Origin of the sequence: Pseudarthrobacter sp. 1C304 (assembly GCF_052245515.1) — a bacterium.
GTDB lineage: Bacteria > Actinomycetota > Actinomycetes > Actinomycetales > Micrococcaceae > Arthrobacter.
In genome coordinates this window covers 144,226-169,384 of the sequence record NZ_JBQQCH010000007.1, presented here as the reverse complement: position 1 = coordinate 169,384, position 25,159 = coordinate 144,226, and the positions used below count along the sequence as shown (strand labels likewise).

The 25,159-nt window shown below is 68.8% G+C and carries 18 protein-coding genes; 7 read left to right on the top strand and 11 right to left on the bottom strand.

Annotation, left to right across the window (positions count from 1 at the left end):
• The first annotated feature begins 41 nt into the window (after positions 1-41).
• Positions 42-560: a DinB family protein gene (locus ACTWQD_RS14105; RefSeq protein WP_443196742.1), complete on the top strand. Its 519-nt coding sequence runs from the start codon at positions 42-44 to the stop codon at positions 558-560.
• A 15-nt stretch (positions 561-575) separates the two neighbouring features.
• Here ACTWQD_RS14105 and ACTWQD_RS14100 read toward each other — a convergent pair whose 3' ends face one another.
• The 4 genes from ACTWQD_RS14100 to ACTWQD_RS14085 are packed head-to-tail and all read right to left on the bottom strand — an operon-like array spanning position 576 to position 7,881.
• Positions 576-1,571, bottom strand: a complete 996-nt coding sequence (locus tag ACTWQD_RS14100; RefSeq protein WP_443196741.1) for a GNAT family N-acetyltransferase — start codon at positions 1,569-1,571, stop codon at positions 576-578.
• Between the two features lie 21 nt (positions 1,572-1,592).
• Positions 1,593-5,192 carry a thiol reductant ABC exporter subunit CydD gene (gene cydD, locus ACTWQD_RS14095; protein ID WP_443196740.1) on the bottom strand — a complete coding sequence of 1,200 codons (3,600 nt, stop codon included), beginning with the start codon at positions 5,190-5,192 and terminating at the stop codon, positions 1,593-1,595.
• Positions 5,192-6,247 carry a cytochrome d ubiquinol oxidase subunit II gene (gene cydB, locus ACTWQD_RS14090; protein ID WP_443196739.1) on the bottom strand — a complete coding sequence of 352 codons (1,056 nt, stop codon included), beginning with the start codon at positions 6,245-6,247 and terminating at the stop codon, positions 5,192-5,194. Before cydB ends, cydD begins: the two co-directional genes overlap by 1 nt.
• A gap of 38 nt (positions 6,248-6,285) precedes the next feature.
• Entirely contained in the window at positions 6,286-7,881 is a 1,596-nt protein-coding gene (locus tag ACTWQD_RS14085; RefSeq protein WP_443196738.1) for a cytochrome ubiquinol oxidase subunit I, read from the bottom strand.
• A 264-nt stretch (positions 7,882-8,145) separates the two neighbouring features.
• On the opposite strand from ACTWQD_RS14085, the gene ACTWQD_RS14080 reads away from it, so the two are divergent.
• Positions 8,146-8,532: a BlaI/MecI/CopY family transcriptional regulator gene (locus ACTWQD_RS14080; protein ID WP_443196737.1), complete on the top strand. Its 387-nt coding sequence runs from the start codon at positions 8,146-8,148 to the stop codon at positions 8,530-8,532.
• Positions 8,533-8,538: 6 nt separating this feature from the next.
• On the top strand, positions 8,539-9,528 hold the full coding sequence (locus ACTWQD_RS14075) for a M56 family metallopeptidase (RefSeq protein ID WP_443196736.1): 990 nt from the start codon (positions 8,539-8,541) through the stop codon (positions 9,526-9,528).
• Positions 9,529-9,657: 129 nt separating this feature from the next.
• Here the strand turns inward: ACTWQD_RS14075 and ACTWQD_RS14070 are convergent, their stop codons facing one another.
• Both ACTWQD_RS14070 and ACTWQD_RS14065 read right to left on the bottom strand, forming a co-directional pair.
• The gene (locus tag ACTWQD_RS14070) at positions 9,658-11,181 is read right to left on the bottom strand and encodes a M20/M25/M40 family metallo-hydrolase (protein WP_443196735.1); all 1,524 of its coding nucleotides are present in this window, start codon (positions 11,179-11,181) and stop codon (positions 9,658-9,660) included.
• A gap of 189 nt (positions 11,182-11,370) precedes the next feature.
• Positions 11,371-13,479 carry a DNA gyrase/topoisomerase IV subunit B gene (locus ACTWQD_RS14065; protein WP_443196734.1) on the bottom strand — a complete coding sequence of 703 codons (2,109 nt, stop codon included), beginning with the start codon at positions 13,477-13,479 and terminating at the stop codon, positions 11,371-11,373.
• A gap of 238 nt (positions 13,480-13,717) precedes the next feature.
• Between ACTWQD_RS14065 and ACTWQD_RS14060 the strand changes: the two genes are divergently transcribed.
• Positions 13,718-13,939, top strand: coding sequence for a DUF7455 domain-containing protein (locus tag ACTWQD_RS14060; RefSeq protein WP_443196733.1), 222 nt, complete (start codon positions 13,718-13,720; stop codon positions 13,937-13,939).
• Between the two features lie 169 nt (positions 13,940-14,108).
• On the opposite strand, the gene ACTWQD_RS14055 is transcribed toward ACTWQD_RS14060, so the two are convergent.
• From ACTWQD_RS14055 to ACTWQD_RS14035, 5 genes are all read right to left on the bottom strand, one after another.
• Positions 14,109-15,446, bottom strand: coding sequence for an RNA polymerase sigma factor (locus tag ACTWQD_RS14055; protein ID WP_443196732.1), 1,338 nt, complete (start codon positions 15,444-15,446; stop codon positions 14,109-14,111).
• A gap of 272 nt (positions 15,447-15,718) precedes the next feature.
• Positions 15,719-16,585, bottom strand: coding sequence for a DUF4192 family protein (locus ACTWQD_RS14050; protein WP_443196731.1), 867 nt, complete (start codon positions 16,583-16,585; stop codon positions 15,719-15,721).
• A 60-nt stretch (positions 16,586-16,645) separates the two neighbouring features.
• Complete coding sequence (locus ACTWQD_RS14045; protein WP_443196730.1) at positions 16,646-17,113, bottom strand: DUF4192 family protein; 468 nt, start codon at positions 17,111-17,113, stop codon at positions 16,646-16,648.
• 236 nt (positions 17,114-17,349) lie between these two features.
• On the bottom strand, positions 17,350-18,681 hold the full coding sequence (locus tag ACTWQD_RS14040) for an MFS transporter (RefSeq protein ID WP_443196729.1): 1,332 nt from the start codon (positions 18,679-18,681) through the stop codon (positions 17,350-17,352).
• 35 nt (positions 18,682-18,716) lie between these two features.
• A complete protein-coding gene (locus tag ACTWQD_RS14035; protein ID WP_443196728.1) occupies positions 18,717-19,655 on the bottom strand; it encodes a proteasome assembly chaperone family protein in 939 nt (312 codons plus the stop codon).
• Positions 19,656-19,973: 318 nt separating this feature from the next.
• Here ACTWQD_RS14035 and ACTWQD_RS14030 point away from each other — a divergent pair, with 318 nt between their 5' ends.
• From ACTWQD_RS14030 to sucB, 3 genes are all read left to right on the top strand, one after another.
• The gene (locus ACTWQD_RS14030; RefSeq protein WP_443196727.1) at positions 19,974-21,500 is read left to right on the top strand and encodes a leucyl aminopeptidase; all 1,527 of its coding nucleotides are present in this window, start codon (positions 19,974-19,976) and stop codon (positions 21,498-21,500) included.
• 247 nt (positions 21,501-21,747) lie between these two features.
• On the top strand, positions 21,748-23,133 hold the full coding sequence (gene lpdA, locus ACTWQD_RS14025; protein ID WP_443196726.1) for a dihydrolipoyl dehydrogenase: 1,386 nt from the start codon (positions 21,748-21,750) through the stop codon (positions 23,131-23,133).
• Between the two features lie 127 nt (positions 23,134-23,260).
• Complete coding sequence (gene sucB / locus ACTWQD_RS14020) at positions 23,261-25,015, top strand: 2-oxoglutarate dehydrogenase, E2 component, dihydrolipoamide succinyltransferase (RefSeq protein ID WP_443196725.1); 1,755 nt, start codon at positions 23,261-23,263, stop codon at positions 25,013-25,015.
• Positions 25,016-25,159 lie beyond the last annotated feature (144 nt).

Here is a 25,159-nt window from a genome sequence, read left to right as displayed (position 1 = left end):
CATCCGGGCTTCGGCGGCTGGTTTCCGCTTAGACTTCTGGCATGCCTATCATCCCGGATACCAAGGACTGGACCTGGGTCCTGCAGCGGCCCTGCCAGGAATGCGGTTTCGACGTCCGGGGCTGCACGCCGGCCACCGTGCCGGGGAAGCTGGCCAACATGCTGCCGCGCTGGCGGGCGGCACTGCGCCGGCCGGACGCGGCCGAACGCCCGGATGAGAACACCTGGTCGGTCCTCGAATACGCCTGCCACGTCCGCGACGTGTTCACGCTGTTCGACCACCGGCTCAGCCTGATGATGACCGAGGACGACGCCCGCTTCGAGGACTGGGACCAGGACCTCTCGGCGGTCGAACTGGACTATGCCAACGCCGACCCGTCGCGGGTGAGCACCGAGTTGACCACCGAAGGCGAGCTGATCGCCGCGTCGTTCGGGCGCATCCCGGAGGACCAGTGGGGCCGCAAGGGCACCCGCAGCAACGGGTCGGAGTTCACAGTGCTGACGTTCGCGCAGTATTTCCTGCACGACGTTGTCCACCACCTCCACGATGTGGACGGATAGCGCGTGCACTGCTGACTACAGTTCCTTGTCCCACGCCATGCTGCTGTTGACGGCGACGTAGCCCATCTTGCGGTAGAGGGCCAGCGCCCCGGTGGGGTTCTCCGAGTCGACGTCGAGCGAGGCTTTGTCCATACCGGCGGCGGCAAAGCGGCGCATAGCATCGGCCAGCAGGGCCTGCGCCACCCCGCGGCCGCGGAACTCGCGGCGCACGCCCAGCAGGTCCGTGTAGCCCTCCTTGTAGCCCCGCGACGCGGCGCTGACCTCGTCGTAGCTCGCCAGCTGGTACCCGGCCACGTTCCCGGTGGCCTGCTCCACGACGACGGCGCTCAGGTCCGGGCGGGCCAGCGGGTCGTTCACCACAAAGCCCCAGCCCTCCTCGTCCCGGGGCTCGCTGCCCCAGTGGTCCCGGAAGGCCTCGTTGTGCGCCAGCCGCACGGGTTCGTGCAGCTCCGGCCCGAAGCCCACGATTTCCAGCCCGTCGGCCAGCACCGGCTCGGGAAACCCGTCCTTGAGCGGCCGGTGCATCTCGTTGTAGTAGCGGACAATCCGGTAGCCGGCGTCCCGGAACAGGGCGGCCTGGTGCGTGTGCTGCTGCTCCATATGGAACCGCAGCCTGGCCGGCACCGGAGCCCCGTCACCGGCAAAGCGCTGCCGGGTCCTCTCCTCCATCCAGCCCAGCAGCCCGGTACCGACGCCGGTGCCCTGCCACTCAGGCTCGACGCAGCCATATCCGATGGCCTTGTCGCCGTCGGGGTTCTTCGTGATCCGGCCGTAGGCCCGGGCCACGCCCTGCGCGTCGAAACCGAGGATGGTGTTGGCGGCAGCCGGGTTCTTTTTTGACTCGAGGATCTGTTCGAGGTCGGCCCGGCGTTCAAACCAGACGGGCTGTTCGACGGCGGCGGTCCGGGCGATGAGCCCGGCCCAGGCGTCCAGGTCCCCGGTGTCCGCGGCCCGCCACGTCAGGCGGGGGTCCAGGCTGGCCAGCGGATCTGCGTCGGCGTGTCCGTTCATGGGAACAGGCTAACGTCCGGCCTACCCCCGCGCCAGCAAGGCCGGGGGCTCCGCCGGCCGTGCCGCGGCCGCGGCACGGTCCAGGTCCAGCCGGGCGTCCTCTGGGGAAATGTCGTCCGGGTTGTGCGTCACAATGACCACGGTGCGGTCCCGCAGGCCGTGCCGGAGCTCGGCGATCAGCGCCCGGCCGGACTCTGCGTCCAGATGCGCCGTGGGTTCGTCCAGCAGGATCACGTCCGCCCCGGTCAGGAGGGTGCGGGCGACGGCGAGGCGCTGCCGTTCTCCACCGCTGAGGAAAGCCCCGCCGGGTCCGATCCGCGTGTCCAGGCCATGCTCCAGCCGCCCGATCAGCGGTCCCAGGCCCACTGCGGCCAGGGCTTGCCGGATCCGCGGGTCCGTGTCGGCCCCGCGGCTGCTGTCCGGAAGGCCCAGCAGCAGGTTGCCGCGGATGGTCGAGTCGAAGAGGTGCGCCTCCTGCGGGCACCAGGCCGCACGCCCGGTGAGGAGGATCTGGCCGCGTGCTGCCGGAAGGAAACCCAGGATGACCGCGAGCAGCGTCGATTTGCCGGACCCGGAGGCCCCGGTGACGGCGAGCCAGCGCCCGGGCGCCGCGGCGGCGGACAACCCGGTGAAGACCGCGGGGCCGCCGGGCCACGCGGCGGCCAGGTTCCGGAGTTCAATCCCGGGTGCACCGCCGGGCCGGCCGGCCACGGGGACGAGGCCGCCGGCGGCGTCTTCACTGCTGTCGGCGTTGGTGCCTGTACCATCGCTGTCGCCCGGGCCGTCCAGGACGCCGGCTTCACCGATGCGCCGCAGCACCGACCGCAGGGCCGGGTACTGGCGGACCGCCGTCGTGATGGCGGCGTAGGGTTCCACGAGCGCCAGCTGCAGCAGCACCACCACCGCGACCGTCGCGGGTTCCACGGCTCCGCTGAGCGCCAGCGGGGCGGCCAGCACAGCGCTGGCCAGGGCGGCGGTACCGCAGGCGAGGACGGTCAGCCCCTGGCCCAGCCCTTCGGCCCACGCCGAGCGCTGGGAGGCTGAGGTTGCGGAGCGGTCGGCACCGGTGATGGCGGCCAGCACCGGGGCGGAGACGCTGTTGGCGTGGAGCTCGGCGCGGGCGTCGAGGGCGGCCGCGACCTGGCGGAGGACGCCGGAACGCAGCCTCTGTTCGGTACCGGCCGACATCCGGTCCGCCGCCAGCGCCAGGGCGGGGGCCGCCAGGAGGCTCACCAGCGCGGCCGCGATGACGGCAGGAAGCGCTGCGGGCAGCAGCAGGGCGGTGCTGATGACGGCGGCGGCTCCGACGGCCACGGACGTCAGCGGCGGCAGGACCACGCGGGGCAGCAGCTCCCGGACCGTGTCGACGTCGTCCACCACGGTGCCCAGGACATTCCCGCCCTGCAGCAGCCGGCGCAGCGAGAGGGCGCGGCGGCTCAGCGATTCCCAGAGCCTGCCGCGGAGCCGGGTCAGGGCGGAGAAGACGGCGTCGTGCAGCAGGAGGCGTTCGAGGTAGCGCAGGGCCGCCCGGCCGATCCCGAAGAAACGGACGCCGACGATCGCGGTGAGCAGGTACAGAATGGGCGGCTGCTCGCTGGCGCGGATGATCAGCCATCCGGACAGCCCGGCCAGTGCGACGGCGAAGAGGGCCGCCAACGTGCCGACGGCGCCGGCGGCGGTGAATTTCCCGCCGACTGGTGCGAGCAGGCGGCGGAGCCGGGCTGCCGTGGACGCGCCCCGGTAGTAACCCTCGGCGTGGGGCACGCTCGGGTCTGCCGTGCCTGCCGCGAGGGGCTCATCCGGCCCGGCGACGGAGAGGGCCGGGGCCCGGGGGGCCGTCCGGGGTTCCGGCGTTTCTGCCGGGGCTGCCGCCCGGGCGGGGCTGGAGGCAGCGGCAGCGGAGACGGCTGTGGCAGCGGCGGTGCCGGTGAGGGCCGGGGCCGCGGCGCCCGGTGCCACTGCGACGAGCTGGTCGGCCAGTTCCCGGGTCTGCCGGTCGTGGGCCACCAGCAGGACGGTGACCTTGCCGCGGAGCCCGGTGATGGCGTCGCTGACGGCGGTGGCGGATTCGCGGTCCAGGTGGGCGGTGGGTTCATCGAGGAGCAACACCGTGGCTCCCGCTTCGATCCGGGCCAGGCCGCGGGCCAAGGCCACGCGGCGCAGCTCCCCCGGGCTCAGTTCGGCGGGATGTCTGGCGGCGAGGTGCTCGGCGGCGCAGGCTGCCAGGCAGCGCAGGGCGGCGGCGTCGGCGGCGCGGTCGGTCTCGGCGTCGGCGTCAGCGGCGTCAGCGGACGCGGCAGGGCGCTGGGCCGGTTCCGGCGCGGACCCGAGGTAGAGCCGGACTTCCGCCAGCACGGTGGGCGCGACCATCACCGGGTGCTGCGGCACCCAGGCGAGGTCCGCCGTCGTAAATCCTTCCAGCCGTCCGCTGACGGCCGTCTGCCGGTCCGCGGCGCCGCCGCTCCCAATGGTTCCGGCGAGGACACCCAGCACAGTGCTCTTGCCGGCGCCGCTGGGCCCGTCGAGCGCGGTGATCCGGCCCGGGGCCGCGGTGAAGCTCAGCGGCCCGACGGCGGCACCGGACCGGCCGCCGTAACGGACGGTCAGTCCCGTCACGGCCACGGCGGGCGGGCCGGAAGTCACTGCGTCCGACGCACCAGCAGGAGCGGCCGGTTGCAGCGGCACGGACTCGGGCGAATCGAGGACGTCGGTGGTTTCGGCGAGCGCGGCACGGCCTTCGTCACTGGCGTGGTGGGCGGTGCCGAGCTCACGGAGCGGCAAGTAGCAGTCGGGGGCGAGGATCAGGGCCAGCAGCCCGGCTTCGAGGGCCATGTCTCCGTGGACCAGCCGGACGCCAATGAAGACCGCGACGACGGCCACGGAGATCGTTGCGATGAGTTCCAGTGCCAGGGCGGAGAGGAAAGCCGTCCGCAGGGTTCCCATGGTCCGGTGCCGGTATTCCTCGGAGAGGTCTTCGAGGGCCTTGCGCTGGGCGGCGGCGCGGCCCAGCCCCACCAGGACCGGCAGCCCCTTGGCGAGTTCCAGCATGTGGCCGGAGAGGCGCGAGAGGGCGGACTGCGCCTCCCGGACCCGGTCTTCGGTGTAGCGGCCGATCAGGACCATAAAGAGCGGCACCAGCGGGACGGTCAGCACAATCACGGCGGCGCTGATCCAGTCGGCGTAGAGGATGCGGGCGCCTAGGAGCAGCGGGATCACGGCGCAGTTCACCAGGGCGGGCAGGAACTGGGTGTAGTAGTTGTCCAGGGCGTCCAGCCCCCGGGTCGCGAGGATGGCCAGGCCCCCGTCGGCAGGACCGGCGGACCGGGCGCCGTTGCGCAGCGCGCGCTCGAGGAGGCGCGACCGGAGCTCCTCCTTCACGCCCAGCGCCGCCCGGCGCGACGCCACGGCCTGCGCCCAGACGGTGATCGAGCGCAGCACCACTCCCGCGGCGCCCCAGTACAGCTGCGCGGTCCAGCCGGGGTCCCCGGCCATCAGTCCCGCAAGCATGGACGCAACGGCCTGCGCCATCAGCACCAGGGACAGTGCCTTCAGGGCAGCGAGCAGGCCCAGGAGGTAGAGGGCGGCGCGGTTCGCCGGGCCGTCGGGGAACTGCGGTCTCATCAGGGCTGGTCCTTGGGTACCAGGGCTTTGGCGGCGATGGCGGGGAGGAAGCTGTGGGCCTCGGGGATGTGGTCCCCGCTCACGCGCCGCCGGAAGACCCAGTAGGTCCATGCCTGGTAGGCGAGGACCAGCGGCAGCCCGATGCAGGCGACCACCGTCATGAGCCCCAGGGTGTAGTCCGAGGACGAGGCGTTGGAAACCGTCAGGTTGAACCCGGGGTTCAGGGTGGACGGCAGCACCACGGGGAAGGCTGCGCCGAAGATCGAGGCGCTGCCGAGCAGCAGGAATGTCCCCAGGGACATGAAGGCGCGGCCCTCGGCTCCCGTGCGGGCGAAGTTCCAGGCCAGGACGGCGGCCACGACGGCGGCGGCGACGGCTGCCACGGTCCATGCCTCCCCGCTGAGCAGCTGCAGGCTGACGGCCCAGCCGGCGATCGGCAGCAGGAGTACAGGCAGGAGCCTGACGAACCACTGGCGGGCCCGGTGCCGGACGTCGCCGTCCGTCTTCAGTGCCAGGAAGGCGAGGCCGTGCAGCAGCGAGAATCCGACGACGGCGAGGCCGCCCAGTACTGCGTAGGCGCTGAACCACGCGAAGGGGCCGCCTTCGCGGTCGCCGTTGGCGTTCAGCGGCAGTCCCGTGGTGGTCAGCCCCAGCGCGGCTCCCACGCCGAAGGCCGCCACGAGGGAGCCGAGGGAGATGGCCCAGTCCCAGCGGGCACGCCACCGCGGGTTGTCCACCTTGCCGCGGTATTCAAAGGCCACGGCGCGGAAGATGAGGGCGACGAGGACCAGCAGCAGCGGCAGGTAGAGGGCCGAGAACAGAGAGGCGTACCAGAGGGGGAAGGCCGCGAAGGTGGCGCCGCCCGCGGTCAGGAGCCAGACCTCGTTGCCGTCCCAGACCGGGCCGATCGTGTTGAGCAGCACGCGGCGTTCGGTGTTGTTCCGGGCGAAGCCCTTCATCAGCATGCCGACACCGAGGTCGAAGCCCTCGAGAAAGAGATAGCCCGTCCACAGCACCGCGATGGCGATGAACCAGATGGTGGGAAGCAGTTCCATGCTGAGTATCCTCTGCGTTTTCTTGTGGGAGCGGCGGCTTAGTAGGCGAAGGCGAGGACGTCGTCGCCGGGCTTGCCGGGACCGCCGCCCTTGGGGGTGGCATCCTCGTTCTCATCGACCGGGGCGTGCGCGAGTTCGGGCATGGCAGCCGCCACCCCGCCGCGGATGTACTTGACCAGCAGCTTGACCTCGACCACCAGCAACACCGCGTACACGGCCGTGAGCACCACCAGGGACGTCAGGAGCTCGCCGGCCGAGACGCCGGGAGAGACGGCCGCGGCCGTGAACATAAATACCTGGTCGATGCCGCTGGGGTCCGGGTTGGGGGCGACGACGAACGGCTGCCGGCCCATCTCGGTGAAGATCCAGCCGGCGGCGTTGGCCCCGAACGGAGCCAGGATGCCGAACACGGCGAGGCGCATGAGGCCGCGCGACGCGGGAACAGTTCCCTTCCGGGCCAGCCACAGGGCCGCCAGGGCCGCGACGGCCGCCAGCCCGCCGAAGCCGATCATCATCCGGAAGCCCCAGTAGGTGACCTCCATGACCGGAACGTACTGGATTTCCTGCCCGGCCCGCTCCCCGTAGATGGGGTTGTCCGGCAGGTGCGTGCCGTAGTCGGCCTTGTACTGGTCAATGAGGCTGTTGACGCCCTTGACCTCGGTGGTGAAGTCCCCCTTAGCGAGGAAGGACAGGATGCCGGGGACCTCGATGACGGCCACGATGTCGTCGCAGTTCTTGGTGCCGAGGTTGCCGATGCTCAGGATGGAGAAGCCGGTGCCGTCGTGGCAGGCCGCTTCGGCCGCCGCCATCTTCATGGGCTGCTGTTCGAACATGAGTTTGCCCTGCAGGTCACCGGTGATGGCGGTCCCGGCGAAGGAGATCATGGCGACGACGGCCCCGATCCGGAGCGAGCGGATCCAGACGGCGTGGTCGGTGCGGTCCCGGCCCGGGATGGCGGACTCGCCGGGGATGACCTTGCCGTCCGCGCCGATCGTGTCGATCCCGTCGTGGCGGCGGCGCCACAGGTGGTACCAGGCGATGCCCAGCAGGAAGGCGCCGGCGACGGCGAGGGCGCCGAAGATGGTGTGCGGGACGGCCACCAGGGCGGTGTTGTTGGTAAAGACCGCCCAGGCGTCCGTCATCACGGGCCGGCCGTCGATCATCTCGACGCCGACCGGGTGCTGCATCCAGCTGTTCGCGACGATGATGAAGTAGGCGGAGAAGACCGAGCCGATCACGGCGATCCAGAGGCAGGCCAGGTGGACGGCAGGCTTGAGCTGCTTCCAGCCGAAGATCCACAGGCCCAGGAAGGTGGACTCCACGAAGAACGCCAGCAGCGCCTCCATGGCCAGCGGAGCCCCGAACACGTCGCCGACAAACCGGCTGTACTCGCTCCAGGCCATGCCGAACTGGAACTCCTGCACGATGCCCGTGGCGACGCCCATGATGAAGTTGATCAGAAAGAGCTTGCCCCAGAACTTGGTCATCCGGAGGTATTCCGGCCTGCCGGTGCGGTACCACATGGTCTGGATCACGGCTACCACCAGGCCCAGGCCGATGGTGAGCGGCACCATCATGAAGTGGTAGACGGTGGTGATTCCGAATTGCCAGCGTGCGATTTCCAAGGCGTCCAAGGCAGTCCCTACTTTGCTCGGCAAACAATTTCTACGTCACGTAGAAAGCTTCTTCTACAGAGTGTAGAACACATTGATGGTCTCCTGCACTTCAGGCTCCCACGCGTGGCGGACGCCCGCAATGGACTGCCCGACACGCCAGGGCCGGGCAGTTCTACCTCATGTAGAAACTCTGCGCAAAACACGGTAAATTTATTGCAGAAGTATCTAACGACCGCCCGGCAGAGTCGATGCGCCGGGCGGCCCTCACGAAGGACGTACGGAATGGCGAGTCTCGGCGAACTCGAACGGGCAGTGATGGACCTGCTCTGGGCAGGCCATGAGGCTGCAACAGCGAACACCCTGCGGGACATGCTCGCGCAGAACACGCGCGCTGAAAACGGCGCCGCGGGGCACGAGGGCAAGGACCTGGCCGTCACGACGGTGCTGACGGTGCTCTCCCGGCTGGAGCGCAAGGGCCTTGTGGAGCGGGAACGCGGCACGCGCCCGCACCGCTACCAGGCGGTCTCCAGCCGCGAGGACCACACGGCCGAACTGATGCACGAGGTCCTGGGGTCCGCACCGGACCGCGAAGCGGTCCTGGCCCGCTTCATTGGGTCCGTCACCGACACCGAGGCAGAAACGCTGCGCAAGCTACTGGGGCTCAACTAGCGCCCCATGTTCTGGACCTCATGGTTTCTGGCGGTCCTGGCGATAGCACTGGCCTGGCCGGTGCCTATCCTCCTTTCCCGTGCCCAGTGGCCCGCGCGTTCGCCGTTCACGGCCATGCTCCTGTGGCAGACCATCGCTCTGGCCGGCGGCTTGTCCATGATCGGCGCCATGTTGGTCTACGGCCTGGAGCCCGTGGGCGACAACCTGCTGGCCGGCCTGCGGGCCCTGGCCGGCATGGTGTTCAACAACGCCCCCACAACGGCGCTGGGCTTCTGGCACATCTTTGCGCTTTCGGCCGCGGCGCTGCTGACGGCCCACCTGGTGTTCACCCTGCTGCTGACCTACTACAAGATCCAGCGCCAGCGGCGGAGGCACCGCGAGCTGCTGGCGTTGCTCGCCTCCCCGTCCGCAGACGGGCCGCAGACCATGGTGATCAACGTCGATTCGCCCGTCGCGTATTGCCTGCCGGGCGGCGCCCGCTCGGTCACTGTCCTCTCCGACGGGCTGATGGCGGCGCTGGAACCGGACGAGCTGCGCGCCGTGCTGAACCATGAAAACGCCCACCTGGACCAGCGCCACCACCTGCTGCTCTGGGCCTTCGCGGCCTGGCGGCAGGCGCTGCCGTGGCTTCCCACCACGCGGCTGTCGCAGGAGGCGGTCAGCTCGCTGATCGAGATGCTGGCCGACGACGTCGCGCTGAAGACCGGGAGCCGGGCCACGCTCATCAAGGCGATCGCGATTGTGGCCAGCGGCTCCCCCGGCATGTCCGGCGCCCGCATGGCGTTCGGCGAACCGGAACTGTCCGACGTCGAGTCCGGCCAGCCGGGTGCCGCCGGCGGCGCCGGGTCGGCCCGGACGACGGCGTCCCGCGTCAGCCGCCTGCTCTCCCCGCAGCCTCCCCTTCCGGAGCCCGTGCGCGCCGCAGTGCTGGCGGCCTGCGTGCTCCTGCTGGCGGTTCCCACGGCCCTGCTGATCGTTCCCGGCCTGCTGGGCTGAACCCGCCCCGGCACGGCGGCCCGGACCCGCGCCCCGGATCGGCGGCCCGGGTGGATGCTCCCGCACGGAGGCCGGGCCGCCCCGCCCGGAGGCAGAGCGGCCCGGCTCCTGTGGCAGTGCGGCCTGAAGCTACTTGAGCAGCTTGTTGGCCTTGTACTCAAGGTCCACGTTGCCGGTCCCGTTGCCCTTGCCCGTGCCGTTGACCGCTGAGGTGGTCATGGCGAAGGTCAGGGTGGCGTGGGCGATGGCGTCTGACATCTCCTCCAGCACGGTGGTGTTGACGTTATTGATGGTGTCGCAGGCAGCGTGGTAGCACGGGTCCAGGGGTGCGCCCGCGGTGCCGCCGAAGACCGCCGCCTCTTCTGCCGTCTTCAGATCCTCCGCGCCGGTGAACAATCCGCCGGCCGGAATACCGTTGTTGATGAAGCCGAAGTAGTCGGACCGTCCGTCGAATGCCGTGGGGGCGACGGGCAGGTTCTGGGACGCAAAGTAGTCCAGGAAGACCTTCTCCACCAGCGCGGAGCCGTTGGGTCCCTTTTCACCGAACGCGGAGCCGTCGCCGTCGTAGACGTAGCGGACGAAGTTGGGCGACCCCACCATGTCGAAGTTGAGGTTGACGGCGTGGTCCTTGAGCTGGCGGGCAGACAGCTGGGAGACGTAGTACTCGGACCCGATCAGCCCGTCCTCCTCGCCTCCCCAGAACGCGAACCTGACCCGGTTGGTCGGCTGGATCTCCAGCTCGGCCATCTGGAGTGCCGTCTCGAGGATGGCTGCTGAACCGGAGCCGTTGTCGTTGATGCCGGGGCCTTCGGCCACGGAGTCCAGGTGCGCGCCCACCACCACGGTGCGGTCGGTCCGGCCAACGGGGGTGTCGGCCAGGAGGTTGTAGGAGTCGATCCGGCTCACGCCGGCGTCGACGGCCAGGTGCATCACGACGCTGCTGAGCCCGGCGAGCTGGGCTCCGGTGGCGTAGCTGGTGCTGACCACCGGGATGGCGGCCTGCGGCAGGTCCAGGGTGCCGCCGAACAGGCCCAGGCGGTCATCCCCCTCGACCACGTTGCCCTGGTTGAAGATGATCACCCCCGCGGCTCCGGCGGCTGCGGCGTTGTCCGCCTTGATCCGGAAGCTGCAGGTGCCGCGCTGGATGAGGGCGATGTTTCCCGCTGCGAAGCCGGCGAAGTCTGCCGCTTCGCAGCCGCTGGTGGAGGCGCGGTCGCCGGCCAGGTTGAGGTCCACGGCGGTCAGGGGTGCGGTGACGTCCCCGGAACCCGAGTAGGACATGTCCAGGAAGCCGGTTCCGTAGGTGTAGGTTTCCGGAGACGGTGATACGCGCTCCAGGGACGCCGACGTGAAGTCGTAGCGGTCGTAGCTGAACGCCTGCCGCTCTGTTGTGTAGCCGGCAGCGTCGAGCAGTTCCTCGACGTAATCGAGCGAGGCCGCATAGCCCGGGCTGTCCGCCGCGCGGTTGCCGCCGTTGGCATCCGCGATGTCCTGGAGGGCGTTGAGGTGGGTCATGACGGTGCCGGCGGACACTGCGTCGCGCAGGGCCGTGGAGCTGGTTCCGGTTGCTGCAACGGCGGGCGGTGCGAAGCTGACCGCCAGGCCGATCGTCGCGGCGATGGCCGCGCGCTGGATATTCCGAGTTTGCCTCATAGGGGTCTCCTGATTTTCTGCGGAATCCGGCCCCGGGCGTCATTGCCCGGGGCCGTGAGACGACACTATCGGAAGGAGGCATCCCCGGTGTGAGGGTATTTTGGCACTGGCGCCGGCCGGCGCTTGTTTGGATAATCCGCACCGCCGGGCCGGATCCGCAGCCGGTCGTCGGGTGTCAGGCGTCGGGTGTCAGGCGTCGATGCGGTCCCGGTCCAGGCTGGCGGCCCCGGCGATGATGAAGTCCTTCCGGGGCGCGACGTCGGAGCCCATCAGCAGGTCAAAGGTCTCCTCGGCCTGCTTGGCGTTCTCGATGCCCACCTTGCGCAGGGTGCGGTGCCGCGGGTCCATGGTGGTCTCCGCCAGCTGCTCCGCATCCATCTCACCCAGGCCCTTGTAGCGCTGGATCGGCTCCTTGTAGCGCTTGCCTTCCTTGGCGAGCCGGGCCAGCAGGACGTGCAGTTCCCCCTCCGAGTACGTGTAGATCATCTCGTTGGCTTTCTGCCCGGCGTTGATGACCTCCACCCGGTGCAGCGGCGGAACGGCAGCGAAGACGCGGCCCTCCTCGATCATCGGGCGCATGTAGCGGAAGAACAGCGTCAGCAGGAGCGTCCGGATGTGGGCACCGTCGACGTCGGCGTCGGTCATCAGGATGACTTTCCCGTACCGGGCCGCGCCGATGTCGAAGCTCCGGCCGGAGCCCGCGCCCACCACCTGGATCAGGGCCGCGCACTCGGCGTTGGAGAGCATGTCGCCCACGGAGGCTTTCTGGACGTTCAGGATCTTGCCGCGGATGGGCAGCAGCGCCTGGAAGTCGGACGAGCGTGCCAGCTTGGCCGTGCCGAGCGCGGAGTCACCTTCGACGATGAACAGTTCGGAGCGCACGACGTCGTCGGTGCGGCAGTCGGCGAGCTTGGTGGGCATGGAGGAGGTCTCGAGGGCGTTCTTGCGGCGCTGGGTCTCCTTGTGGACGCGCGCAGAGATGCGTGACTTCATCTCGCTGACGACCTTTTCCAGCAGCAGCGCCGACTGGGCCTTGTCGTTGCGGTTGGACGAGGTGAGCTTCGCGTTGATCTCCTGCTCCACCACCTTGGCCACGATGGCCCGCACGGCGGAGGTGCCCAGGATCTCCTTGGTCTGGCCTTCGAACTGCGGTTCCGCGAGCCGGACGGTCAGGACGGCCGTGAGCCCCGCGAAGATGTCGTCTTTTTCGATCTTGTCGTTGCCGGCCTTGAGCTTGCGGGCGTTGGTTTCAACCGCTTTGCGGAAGGTCTTCAGGAGCGCCTGCTCGAATCCAGCCTGGTGGGTGCCGCCCTTGGGGGTGGAGATGATGTTGACGAAGGAACGGACCGTGCTGTCGTAGCCGATGCCCCAGCGGAGCGCGACGTCCACCTCGCAGTCACGCTCGACTTCGGTGAGGTGGCTGTGGCCCTTGTCGTCGAGGACCGGCACGGTTTCCTTGAACTTGCCGGCGCCGTGCAGACGCCAGACATCCGTGACGGCGGGGTCGGCGGCGAGGAACTCGACGAACTCGGAGATGCCGCCGTCGTGGTGGAACACTTCCTCGTGCGGTCCGGACTCGCCCGGGGTGCCGGCGAGCCGGCGCTCGTCGCGGACGGTGATTTTCAGGCCTGGGACCAGGAAGGAGGTCTGCCGGGCACGGGCGGCCAGCTCGTCGTAAGAGAACTTCGCATCAGGGGTGAAGATCTGCCGGTCCGCCCAGTAGCGGATCCGGGTGCCCGTCACGCCGCGCTTGGCCTTGCCCACCACGTCCAGGACGGAGCCGTCAACGAAGGGCGAGAAGGCCGACGCCGGGTTCGGCCGGGAGCCGGCATCCTTGAAGCGGCCGGGCTCACCCCGCCGGAAGCTCATCCCGTACGTCTTGCCGCCGCGGTCGACTTCGACGTCGAGGCGGGCCGACAGGGCGTTGACCACCGAGGCGCCCACGCCATGCAGTCCGCCCGAGGCGGTGTAGGAGCCGCCGCCAAACTTGCCGCCGGCGTGGAGTTTGGTGAAAACGACCTCGACGCCGCTCAGCCCGGTCTTCGGTTCGATGTCCACCGGGACGCCGCGGCCGTCGTCGTGGATCTCCACGGAGTTGTCCGCGTGCAGGATGACCTTGATGTCGTGGCCGAAACCGGCCAGGGCCTCATCGACGGAGTTGTCGATGATTTCCCAGAGGCAATGCATCAGGCCGCGGGAGTCCGTGGAACCGATGTACATGCCCGGGCGCTTGCGGACGGCTTCGAGGCCCTCCAGCACGGAGAGATGCCGGGCGGTGTAATCAGAACTTGGTGCCACGGGGCGGAAACTCCTTCAGGAACGGGACCGTCGTTGCGGGACGGGGACAGCTTTTTGGCGCTCTTCCTAGGGTAGTCGGAGTGCCGGGCTGCGGCGCGCCGCCACTCCCCCGCGGCCCCGCCCGCCCGGACCCGTTACCGAGACGTGATACGCGCACAGCGAAAGTGGGCCATCCCAGCCATGGTTTCGCTGCGAATGCTGGTTATATAGGTATACCGATCTACCAAGGAGGCCGAACATGACAACAGCAGTTGCGGACCGCACACTCACCACCGTCGACCGGTGCGATCGTTGCGGAGCACAGGCGTATGTCCGGGTTGTTCTCGGCGCCTCCGGGGGTGAGCTTCTTTTCTGCGGCCACCATGCCCGTGCCGTAGAACCGACGCTCCGGCCGCTGAGCTCCGACTGGCATGACGAGACCGCTCGTCTGCACGAGAAGCCGCCGGTTCCGGCCGACTAGACCACACAAGAACGGGCCCCCTCCGAATTCGGAGGGGGCCCGTTTTGCTTTAAGCCGGCGTTGTGGGGGCCAACGTTGACCGCGGACGACAGCCGCAAACAATGCAGGGCCACTCCCGGCCGTTCCTGAGGGACGGGCCGGGAATGACCCCGCATGGTGTTGGTTCTGCCTAGTCCAGATAGTCCCGGAGGACCTGGGAGCGCGACGGGTGCCGCAGCTTGGACATGGTCTTGGATTCGATCTGGCGGATGCGCTCACGCGTGACGCCGTAGACCTTGCCGATTTCGTCTAAAGTCTTCGGCTGTCCGTCGGTCAGGCCGAACCGCATGGCGACCACGCCGGCTTCGCGCTCCGAGAGCGTGTCCAGGACCGAGTGAAGCTGTTCCTGCAGCAGGGTGAAGCTCACGGCGTCGGCCGGAACGACGGCTTCGGAGTCCTCGATGAGGTCGCCGAATTCGGAGTCGCCGTCCTCGCCGAGCGGGGTGTGCAGCGAGATCGGTTCGCGGCCGTACTTCTGGACCTCGACGACCTTTTCCGGCGTCATGTCCAGTTCGAGGGCCAGCTCTTCCGGGGTGGGTTCCCGGCCGAGGTCCTGGAGCATCTGGCGCTGCACGCGGGCAAGCTTGTTGATGACTTCCACCATGTGCACCGGGATGCGGATGGTGCGGGCCTGGTCGGCCATGGCGCGGGTGATGGCCTGGCGGATCCACCAGGTGGCGTAGGTGGAGAACTTGAAGCCCTTGGTGTAGTCGAACTTCTCGACCGCACGGATCAGGCCCAGGTTGCCTTCCTGGATGAGGTCCAGGAAGAGCATGCCGCGGCCGGTGTAGCGCTTGGCCAGCGAGACGACGAGGCGAAGGTTGGCCTCGAGCAGGTGGTTCTTGGCGCGCTTGCCGTCGTGGATGACGAATTCGAGTTCGCGCTTGAGCTTCGGATCCATGGACCCGTCGTCAGCGGCGATCTTCTCCTCGGCGAAGAGGCCGGCCTCGATCCGCAGGGCGAGGTCGACTTCCTGCTCGGCGTTCAGCAGGGCGACCTTGCCGATCTGCTTCAGGTAGTCCTTGACGGGGTCGGCGGTGGCGCCGGCGGACATCACCTGCTGGACGGGTGCGTCGTCGTCGTCGGCGTCGGAGTAGACGAAACCGGAGCCGGTGGCGGCTGCTGCGGCCTTGCCCGGCACCTCCTCGCCGTCATCACCGATCTCTACGGCGTCCACGATGGCGTCGTCGAGGTCAACCTCGATGTCGTCGTCGGCTTCGTCGTCACCGGTCGCGGCTTTGCCGGCGGCTTCTGCCGCGGCCTTGGCGCCAGGCTTGGGGCCGCGCTTTTTGGGTTCAGGCTTGGCGACTGCCGATGCGGTGTCGTCACCTTCGGCCAAAGCAGCGTCTTTGACAGCCTTGTTGGCAGCACGCGTGGCAGCGCGCTTGGCGCTGGTCGCAGCCTTCTTTTCCTCGGGCGACAATACGGCCTGGTCGGCGGGTTCCTTCTTCGCGGAAGACGGGGTCACAGAAAACCTTTCTAGCGGCGGTCTGTGGAATCACCATACGGGCAACACCACTATGACCCTGTCAAGTCCGTGTTTTCCATCAGGTGCAATCACGACCAGCAGAGCCACTAAGTAGAACTCCTGGGGCGACCGTAATGTTCCCTGTTTCCAGGGCAGACTACAAGCACTTAATACACGGACCCAACCGGGTCTCGGCAACCATTGTCTCACGAATTTTCGAATCGACACCCTTGGCCGGCCCGGCGGGCCCAGCATCCCGCCGCCGGCCGGGGTCACGCCACGTCCGGCTCAAACTTCTGCCACGCCGTCTCCTTCCGCGCCGCCCAGCCGCACAGCGTCCCCCGGCCCGCCAGCTCATCCAGCAGTTCCGCCAGGCGGTAGCCGGGATGTTCCTCCTCCGCGCGGCTGAACAGAGCGTGGGCAAAGGACCCCTTCCCACGGCACCACTCAATCCAGCCCCGACCGGTCAGGGCGGCGGCACCGGCTTCGCCGCCCGCCGCGCCGATCTGCTCGAGGATCCGCTCCAGGCTGGCCATCTTTCCCCAGTCCGGCACGGGCGGCGCCAGCCCCAGCAGAACCTCCCCGTAGCCCGCCACCGCCGGCACGTTGCCCCTTACGCCACTGGCCCCGGCGCCCCTGCCCCCGCAGCTCCCCGCACCACTGTTCCCGGCACCACTACCCGCGAACCTCCCGCTCCCGGAGGAACTCCTCCCGGCACCGCCGCCGGGTGCAGCGCTCCGGGGACGCACGTGCGCGGGAGGAAAGCCATCGAGGGGCGGCAACGGCGTGGGCGGGAGCGCGCCTGGAATCGACCCGGGCAGGGAAACGCCCTGGCCGCTGCCCGCCGCGGCATCCGGTGACCCGGCATCAAAGACGCCAAACTCCTCCGCCCCGCGCTCCGCGGCCTCCGGACCCGCCGCCGTCATCACCAGCACGGCGTCCCGCCACGGAAGGACGCACAGGGAAGCCCTGAGGTACCCGGCAAGCGCCGCCGGCAGTGTGGGCAGCGGCGCCGCGGCGTCCAGCACCCGCGACCAGACCTCCAGCACCTGGCGGAACTGCGCGGCATCCCGGGCGTGCAGGGCGAACAGTTGCTCCCAGTCCCGGTGCGCCTCCAGCACAGCAGGATCCGCGGGCACCGGCGGGGTCCGCAGCGCGGCGCCGGGGGCCGCTCCGACTGTACTGCCACGGAACACCATCTAGGCGTTGAGCCGGCTGTTCCGGATCTCGTCCACGGGCCGGCCAGGCGGCGCGCAGCACGACGGGTCGGTGCAATAGGCGTTCCGCCAGTAGTCGGAGCCGACCAGCCAGGCGTCCCGCACCGGCATGCCGGCGTGGTCCAGTGCCCGTTCGAGCTCGGCCAGGTGACGCGCCCACGGCGCATTGTCCGTACCGGCTTCCGTGAAGAAGGCCAGCAGTGAGCCGTCCGCCTCGTGGTCGGCTGCCAAATAGGACGCCACGGACCGGGCAAAGCCCGCCGGCCCGGCGGGACCGGACCTCGTGGCGGCGGCGCGGTCGGGAAGGTCCACCCGCAGGGTGGCTCCCAGCCGTTTGCCCTGCATTGTCATGGCCACCAGGCTGCCGGCCGGCCAGTAGCCAAGGGAGTGCGGAATGAACCCGAGGATGTCCTCCGGGCCGGTGATTTTCAGGTGATCGGAAGCTGTCATAAAACCAGCTTCGCCGGGCCTGCATCCGCGCGTCAGTGCCGGGCCGGCGTATGTGGATAACCGCGGGGCGGCACCGGCCCCGGGTTCCCCGCCCGGCGGCATCAACGAGGCGGTGGCAACCACGCCCCGGGTATCGCGCGGCGGCACCCGGGCGGGCGGCACCGTTGCGGTGCCAACCACGCCCGGGGGGTCCGCGCAGCGGCATCGAGGCGGCGGCACCGACGCGGCCGGCAGGCTCAGGACGAGCGGCGGCGTTCCGCGCTGAGCCGGCGCTGCGCGGCGAGTGCCGCCAGCAGCGGAGGCACCACAACACCCTGGGCCGCCATCTGCCGGCGTACCTTGCGCCGGATGAACAGAATCGCCGCGGCACCGCCGGCCAGCAGCAGGAACTGCACACTCAGAGCGATCCGGAACGGATCGAGCCCGTACAGTTCCCCTTGGGAAAATCCCGTGGCGTACAGGACGTCGAGGACCAGCCCGATCAGGTAGATGGCGATCAGCGCGGCGATGAAGCCGCCCACGTTCACAATCCCCGTGGCGGTGCCGATGCGGTGCGCCGGGTTGAAGGTGCGGGCAAAGTCGAAGCCGATCATGGAACCGGGCCCGCCGACGGCGAGCACCACCACCAGCGCGGCCAGCAGCCACAGCGGGGACCGCCCCGGGATCAGCAGCACCGCCGCCCAGGCCGCGCCGGTGGCGGCGGAGATCAGCAGCACCATGGTGGAGCGCCGCAGCGGGTGGCGCGACACGAAGCTGCCCATCAACGGGCCGGCGGCAATGGCCGTTGCCACGTACAGCGTCATCAGGCCGGACACGGCGGGGGCATCCAGGCCCTGCGCTGAAATAAGGAACGGGTAGCCCCACGTCATGGCGAAGACGGTGCCGCTGAACTGGACGGTGAAGTGGCTCCACAGGCCCAGCCGCGTTCCCGGCTGGCGCCAGGCGTGGGACAACGAGATCCCGGTGGCGCGGAGGCCGGTGGACGGTTCCGGCGCGGGGTGCCCGGGGGGCAGGTCCTGGAGCAGCACCACCACCAGCACCACAGCCAGGGCCGACATGGCCGCGAGCGTCAGGAAGGCGGGGGTCCAGCCGGCGAGGTGCAGGATCGCAGCGAAGGGCACCACGCTGAAGAGCTGGCCCAGCTGGCCGGACATTCCGGTGAGTTGGGTGAGCAGCGGGACGCGGGCCGGCGCAAACCAGAGGGGAATCAGCCGGATCACGGAGATAAAGGTCATCGCGTCGCCCGCGCCCACCAGCACCCTGCCCAGCACACCGCCGGGAATGTTCTCGGCGAAGGCCAGCTGCAGCTGGCCCAGCCCCATCAGGAGGGCGCCGCCGGCGATCATGGCCCGGGAGCCGAAACGGTCCACCAGGACGCCCACCGGAATCTGCAGCGCGGCGTAGACGAGGAGCTGTAGCACGGTGAAGAAGGAGATTTCGGCGGCGCTGGCATGGAAGCGTTCCGTCGCTTCCAGCCCCACGACGCCGAAAGACGTGCGTTGGCTCACGGCCACGAGGTACGCGAACACCCCGATGATCCAGATCAGCCAGGCGCGGGGTGAAGTCACTCCCCTATTATGCCCAGCCGATGGAAAAATAGTATTTATTCGCCGGGATCTTTACGGGCCAGGTAAGCCTCCACAGCGGCGCCGAGGTCCTCCGCATTGGGCAGCTGGTCGTTCTCGTCCGCGAGCAGGGAGCGCCGCACGGTTCCCTCGGCGTACTCGTCATAGCGCGTTTCGAGCCGGGAGACCACCTGCTGCACATCTTCGGAGGCCGCAACCTGCTCGGCGATCTGGCGAGCGACTTCCCGGCCTGCTTCCCGGAGCCGGTCCGTGGGCAGCATCAGGGAGGTGGCCGCCCCGAGGTACTCGAGCCCGGCGACGGCGGCCGTCGGGTACTCGGCTTCGGCAAGGTAGTGCGGCACATGCATGACATAGCCGGCAACGTTGCGCCCGGCGTCCGCCAGCCGCAGTTCAAGGACGTGGCCGACGGCGGCCGGCACCTCCACGGTGGGTTTCCAGACAGAGATGCCCTCGATGAGGTCCGGACGGTTGCCGTGCACGGTCACGCCTACGGGACGGGTATGGGGCACGGGCATCGGGATCGCATGGATCCACGCCACGAGGTTCACGTCCAGCTCCTCGACGATCCCGACGACGGCGCGCGCAAACCGCTCCCACTGCAGGTCGGGTTCGAACCCCGCCAGGAGCAGGAACGGGTTGCCCAGCCCGTCCACCAGCCGGTACAGGGCCAGGCGCGGCGCCTGGTAGTCCTGCAGGTGGTCCTCGACGAAACTGATCTGCGGGCGCCGGGACCGGTAGTCGATGAGCTGGTCCGCATCGAATTCGGCCACTGTCACCGCGTCCGTGGTCTCCAGCAGCTCGGCGGTGATCTGCCGGACGACGTGCCCTGCATCGGCGAACCCGGTGAAGCCCATCACCAGGTTCAGTCCGCGCAGCTCGGGGTCGTGGAACAGCGCGTCATCACGCACATAGAGTGATCCGGGGTCCAGCAGAGTGCCGGAAATCCGTTCCATCACGGCATGTTCCTTTCCTCGAAGTCGGTGGGGCGCCCGGCCGGCCCTGCGGGGCGGCGGCGCTGCTACCGGGTACAACGCACCGGAGGCGGGGCGCATTCCTCATCACGGTGTGCTCCAGCTCTCATTCAATTGAACACCCGCGCCGGGGAGAGACTACGATCGGAGCTGGCCTTGTGACGGCTTTGCAGACGCCCTGTTTATCTCAGAAGTTGTTGTCAGAAACAGTGACGTCCCAAACCGGCAGTGGCCCAGGTTCCAGGGCAGGGCGCCGAACATGCATCCCTGCCGAAAAAACTCAGAGAATTGAGGACTGTCCTCGTGGTCAAGAATACCGAAGTGAAACTCAGTGCAATCGCCGGGGACCTCAAGAAGTCCCCCAGCGGCGCCCTCGTCATCGGCGTGGGTCAGGGCACGGACGGTCCCGTTCTGCTCGCCAACCCCCTGACGGCCAAAGCCGCCGAGGCGCTGGCTGAATCACTGGTTCTTCTTGGCATCACGGGAGCCGCCGACCAGGCCCACCGCCTCCCGGGACTGCCCGAGGCCGGCGCCGAGGTCCTGGTGCTCGCCGGCGTCGGCAAGGTCTCCGCCTCGCAGCCGCTCACCGAAGAGGCGCTCCGCCGGGCTGCCGGCTCGGCGGTCCGCCAGCTGGCCGGCGTCACCACGGTGAGCCTGGCCCTCCCGACGTCCACACTCGGCGACGTCGCCGCCGTCGCCGAGGGCGCCGCCATGGGCGCGTACTCCTTCACTGAGCACCGCTCCACCAAAGACGGCCTGAAGGACCCGGTAAAGAACGTTGTGATCGTTACGGACTTCGCTGCCGACAAGGGCCTGCCGCCAGTGCTGGAACGCGCCGCGCTCATCGGCAAGGCCGTCAACGCCACCCGCACGCTGGTCAACCAGCCGCCGAGCCACCTCTACCCGGAAACCTTCGCGGACGCGGCCAAGGAACTGTCCAAGGGCCTGCCCGTCAAGGTGACGGTGTGGGACGAGAAGCGCCTGGAAAAGGAAGGCTTCGGCGGGATCCTCGGCGTCGGCAAGGGCTCCACCCGTCAGCCGCGCCTGGTCAAGGTGGAGTACTCCCCCGCCAAGGCCGCCGCCAAGATCGCGCTCGTGGGCAAGGGAATCACCTTCGACACCGGCGGCATCTCCATCAAGCCGGCCCTGGGCATGGGCGACATGAAGTCCGACATGGCGGGCGCCGCCGTCGTCCTTAATACTGTGCTGGCCATCGCCGGCCTGGGCCTGCCCGTCAAGACGACCGCCTGGCTGTGCATCGCCGAGAACATGCCCTCCGGTGCCGCGCAGCGCCCGGCCGACGTGCTGACCATCTTTGGCGGCAAGACCGTTGAGGTGCTCAACACCGACGCCGAGGGCCGCCTGGTCATGGCGGACGGCATCGTCGCCGCCGGCCAGGAGTTCCCGGACGCCATCATCGACGTCGCCACCCTCACCGGGGCGCAGCTGATCGCCCTGGGCGACCGCACCGCCGGCGTGATGGGTTCCGATTCCGTCACCGGCCCGCTCAAGGCGGCCGCCGACCGCGCGGGCGAGCTCGTCTGGCCGATGCCGCTGCCGGAGGAACTGCGCTCCAGCCTCGATTCGCAGGTCGCGGACATCGCCAACATCGGTGAACGCCACGGCGGCATGATGACGGCGGCCGTGTTCCTGCGCGAATTCGTCGGCAAGGGCAAGGACGGCGAGCAGATCCCCTGGGCACACATCGACATCGCCGGCCCGTCCTTCAACAACGGCAGCCCCTACGGCTACAACCACAAGCAGGGCACCGGCTGCACCGTGCGCACGCTGGTGGCCTATGTCGAGGACATCGCAGCCAAATCCGCATAGGACCCGGCGCCCGGCCGCCACGCGGCTTTGCGGAGGGGACGACCCCGGCCGCAAAGCCGCGTGAGACTGGACACAAGCGCTCCACAAACGCCACGGCAAGGTGGAGCATGTATAAGGGGTTCGCTAAGGTGAACTCCGGTAGTCACAAATGAAAGGGAACTCCCCCGCTGGCATAATCACGGCAGGGAAGTTCCAAGACCAGATGATGCGTACTCTCGTGTCATCGTTCACGCGAGGGAGCGTTTTAGTGGCCGATCAGGCAACTGCGCAAGAATTCGACATCCTGGTACTCGGCGGGGGAAGCGGCGGCTACGCCACTGCCCTGCGTGCCGTCCAGCTCGGCCTCACCGTCGGCCTCATCGAAAAGGGCAAACTCGGCGGCACCTGCCTGCACAACGGCTGTATCCCCACCAAGGCCCTCCTGCACTCCGCGGAACTGGCCGACCACGCCCGTGACTCGTCGAAGTACGGCGTCAACGTGACCCTCGACAGCATCGACATCACCGCTGTCAACGCCTACAAAGACGGCATCATCGCCGGCAAGTTCAAGGGCCTCCAGGGCCTCATCAAGGGCAAAAAGGGCATCACCGTCATTGAAGGTGAAGGCAAGCTTCAGGGCACCGACACCGTCGTCGTGAACGGCACCGCGTACAAGGGCAAGAACATCGTCCTCGCGACCGGCTCCTACTCCCGCACCCTTCCGGGCCTGGAAATCGGCGGCAAGGTCATCACCTCCGACGAAGCCCTCACCATGGACTTCATCCCCAAGAGCGCCATCATCCTCGGCGGCGGCGTGATCGGCGTCGAGTTCGCCTCCGTCTGGAAGTCCTTCGGCGTCGACGTCACCGTCATCGAGGGCCTGCCGTCGCTGGTCCCGAACGAGGACGCAACGATCGTCAAGGCCTTTGAGCGTGCCTTCAAGAAGCGCGGCATCAAGTTCTCCACCGGGACCTTCTTCCAGGGCGTCGAGCAGAACGCCGACGGCGTCAAGGTCACCCTCGTGGACGGCAAGACCTTCGAAGCGGACCTCATGCTCGTCGCAGTCGGCCGCGGCCCCGTCACGGCCAACCTCGGCTACGAGGAAGCAGGCCTCACCATCGACCGCGGCTTCGTCATCACCAACGAGCGCCTGCACACCGGCGTCGGCAACGTCTACGCCGTGGGCGACATTGTCCCCGGCGTCCAGCTGGCCCACCGCGGCTACCAGCAGGGCATCTTCGTCGCCGAGGAAATCGCCGGCCTCAAGCCGGTGGTGGTCGAGGACGTCAACATCCCCAAGGTCACCTACGCGGAACCGGAGATCGCGACCGTGGGCTACACCGAGAAGGCCGCCAAGGCCAAGTTCGGTGATGACCAGGTGGAGACCCAGGAATACAACCTTGCCGGCAACGGCAAGAGCTCCATCCTGGGCACCTCCGGCCTCGTGAAGCTGGTCCGCCAGAAGGACGGCCCCGTCGTCGGCGTCCACATGATCGGCTCCCGCATGGGCGAGCAGGTCGGTGAAGCCCAGCTGATCGTGAACTGGGAAGCCTACCCGGAGGACGTGGCGCAGCTGGTCCACGCGCACCCGACCCAGAACGAGTCCCTGGGCGAGGCCCACCTGGCGCTGGCCGGCAAGCCCCTCCACGGCTAGCAGTTCCCGCCCGCACCACAGCAAGACCACCGCGTTTAGTGCACCCGGCCCGAGATGCCGGGTGCACTAAGCTCGACCAAGGCAGCAATCATCCGCACTAAAGATCAATAAGGAGAACGGGGACGACATGTCTGAATCCGTTAACTTGCCCGCCCTCGGTGAGAGTGTCACCGAAGGAACCGTCACCCGCTGGCTCAAGCAGGTAGGTGACCGGGTAGAAGTGGACGAGCCGCTGCTCGAGGTTTCCACCGACAAAGTAGACACCGAGATCCCCTCTCCGATCGCCGGCGTGATCGAGGAAATCCTCGTCGCCGAAGACGAGACCGCTGAAGTTGGAGCCCCGCTGGTCCGCATCGGCGACGGCTCGGACTCCGGCGCAGCCGAGGCCCCCGCGCCCGCCGCCGAGGCACCGGCCGCTGAGGAAGCGCCCGCAGCGGAGTCCCCGTCCGCCGCAGAAGCACCGGCCCCCGAGGCGGAGGCGCCTGCCGCCGAAGCCCCCGCAGCTGAGGCTGCCGCCCCCGCCGGTGAAGGACACGAAGTCACGCTGCCCGCCCTGGGCGAGAGCGTCACCGAAGGCACCGTCACCCGCTGGCTGAAGAGCATTGGCGACACCGTCGAGGTCGATGAGCCGCTGCTCGAGGTCTCCACCGACAAGGTCGACACCGAGATCCCGTCCCCCGTGGCCGGCACCCTGCAGGAAATCCGCGTGGGTGAAGACGAGACCGCTGAGGTGGGCTCCGTCCTGGCTGTCATCGGTTCCGGTGCCGCCGCTCCTGCCGCTGCCCCCGCCCCGGCAGCTCCGAAGGAAGAGGCTCCGAAGGAGGAAGCTCCCAAGCAGGAGGCCCCGAAGGAAGAGGCCCCCAAGCAGGAGGCTCCGAAGCAGGAAGCTCCCAAGGAAGCCGCCGCACCGGCGGAGGAGGCGGCTCCCACAGCCTCCGCTGCGTCCTCCGATTCCGGCTACGTCACGCCGCTGGTCCGCAAGCTCGCCAACCTGCAGGGCGTCGACATCGCGTCCCTGACCGGAACCGGCGTCGGCGGCCGCATCCGCAAGCAGGACGTGCTGGCGGCGGCCGAGGCCAAGGCTGCCCCGGCTCCCGAGGCAGCTGCACCGGCAGCTTCCGCTGGCTCCGCCGCCCGCCCCTCCGCTGACCAGTCCTCCCTGCGCGGCACGGTGCAGAAGGCTCCGCGGATCCGCCAGGTCATCGCCCGCCGCATGCGCGAGTCGCTGGACATCTCCACCCAGCTGACCCAGGTGCACGAGGTGGACATGACCAAGGTCGCCAAACTGCGCGCCCGGGCCAAGAACTCCTTCCAGGCCCAGAACGGCTCCAAGCTGACCTTCCTGCCCTTCATCGCCAAGGCCGTGGCCGAAGCCCTGAAGCAGCACCCGAAGGTCAACGCCTCGTACGACGAGGACAAGCAGGAAATCACCTACCACAACGCCGAGCACCTGGCGATTGCGGTGGACACGGATAAGGGCCTGCTGGTTCCGGTCATCGCCGACGCCGGCAACCTGAACCTGGCCGGCCTGGCCGGGAAGATCGCTGATGTTGCCGGGCGCACCCGCGACGGCAAGATCGGCCCGGACGAGCTCTCCGGCGGAACCTTCAGCATCACCAACATCGGTTCCGTGGGCGCACTGTTCGACACCCCGATCATCAACCAGCCGCAGGTCGCCATCCTGGGAACCGGTGCGATCGTCAAGCGGGCCGTGGTGGTTGCCGATGAGAACGGCGATGACTCGCTGGCCATCCGCTCCATGATGTACCTCTCCCTGACGTACGACCACCGCCTGGTGGACGGCGCCGACGCAGGCCGCTTCCTGCAGACGCTGAAGGCACGCCTTGAGGAAGGCGCCTTCGAAGCCGACCTCGGGCTCTAGCCGCCAGGGGTACACGGAACAACGGGCGACGGCGGCGCGGACGCCGGTGGGAAACCACCGGCACCCGCGCCGCCGTCGCCCTTTTGGTGTGGGCAGGTGCGCGAAGCAGCTCAGCCCGGCGGACGGGCGGGTCCTACTACGGCG

Bases quoted from the DNA above. Each gene is read 5' to 3' on its own strand.
- ACTWQD_RS14105 (WP_443196742.1), top strand. From the start codon at position 42: ATGCCTATCATCCCGGATACCAAGGACTGGACCTGGGTCCTGCAGCGG.
- ACTWQD_RS14100 (WP_443196741.1), bottom strand. From the start codon at position 1,571: ATGAACGGACACGCCGACGCAGATCCGCTGGCCAGCCTGGACCCCCGC.
- cydD (WP_443196740.1), bottom strand. From the start codon at position 5,192: ATGAGACCGCAGTTCCCCGACGGCCCGGCGAACCGCGCCGCCCTCTAC.
- cydB (WP_443196739.1), bottom strand. From the start codon at position 6,247: ATGGAACTGCTTCCCACCATCTGGTTCATCGCCATCGCGGTGCTGTGG.
- ACTWQD_RS14080 (WP_443196737.1), top strand. From the start codon at position 8,146: ATGGCGAGTCTCGGCGAACTCGAACGGGCAGTGATGGACCTGCTCTGG.
- ACTWQD_RS14075 (WP_443196736.1), top strand. From the start codon at position 8,539: ATGTTCTGGACCTCATGGTTTCTGGCGGTCCTGGCGATAGCACTGGCC.
- ACTWQD_RS14070 (WP_443196735.1), bottom strand. From the start codon at position 11,181: ATGAGGCAAACTCGGAATATCCAGCGCGCGGCCATCGCCGCGACGATC.
- ACTWQD_RS14060 (WP_443196733.1), top strand. From the start codon at position 13,718: ATGACAACAGCAGTTGCGGACCGCACACTCACCACCGTCGACCGGTGC.
- ACTWQD_RS14045 (WP_443196730.1), bottom strand. From the start codon at position 17,113: ATGACAGCTTCCGATCACCTGAAAATCACCGGCCCGGAGGACATCCTC.
- sucB (WP_443196725.1), top strand. From the start codon at position 23,261: ATGTCTGAATCCGTTAACTTGCCCGCCCTCGGTGAGAGTGTCACCGAA.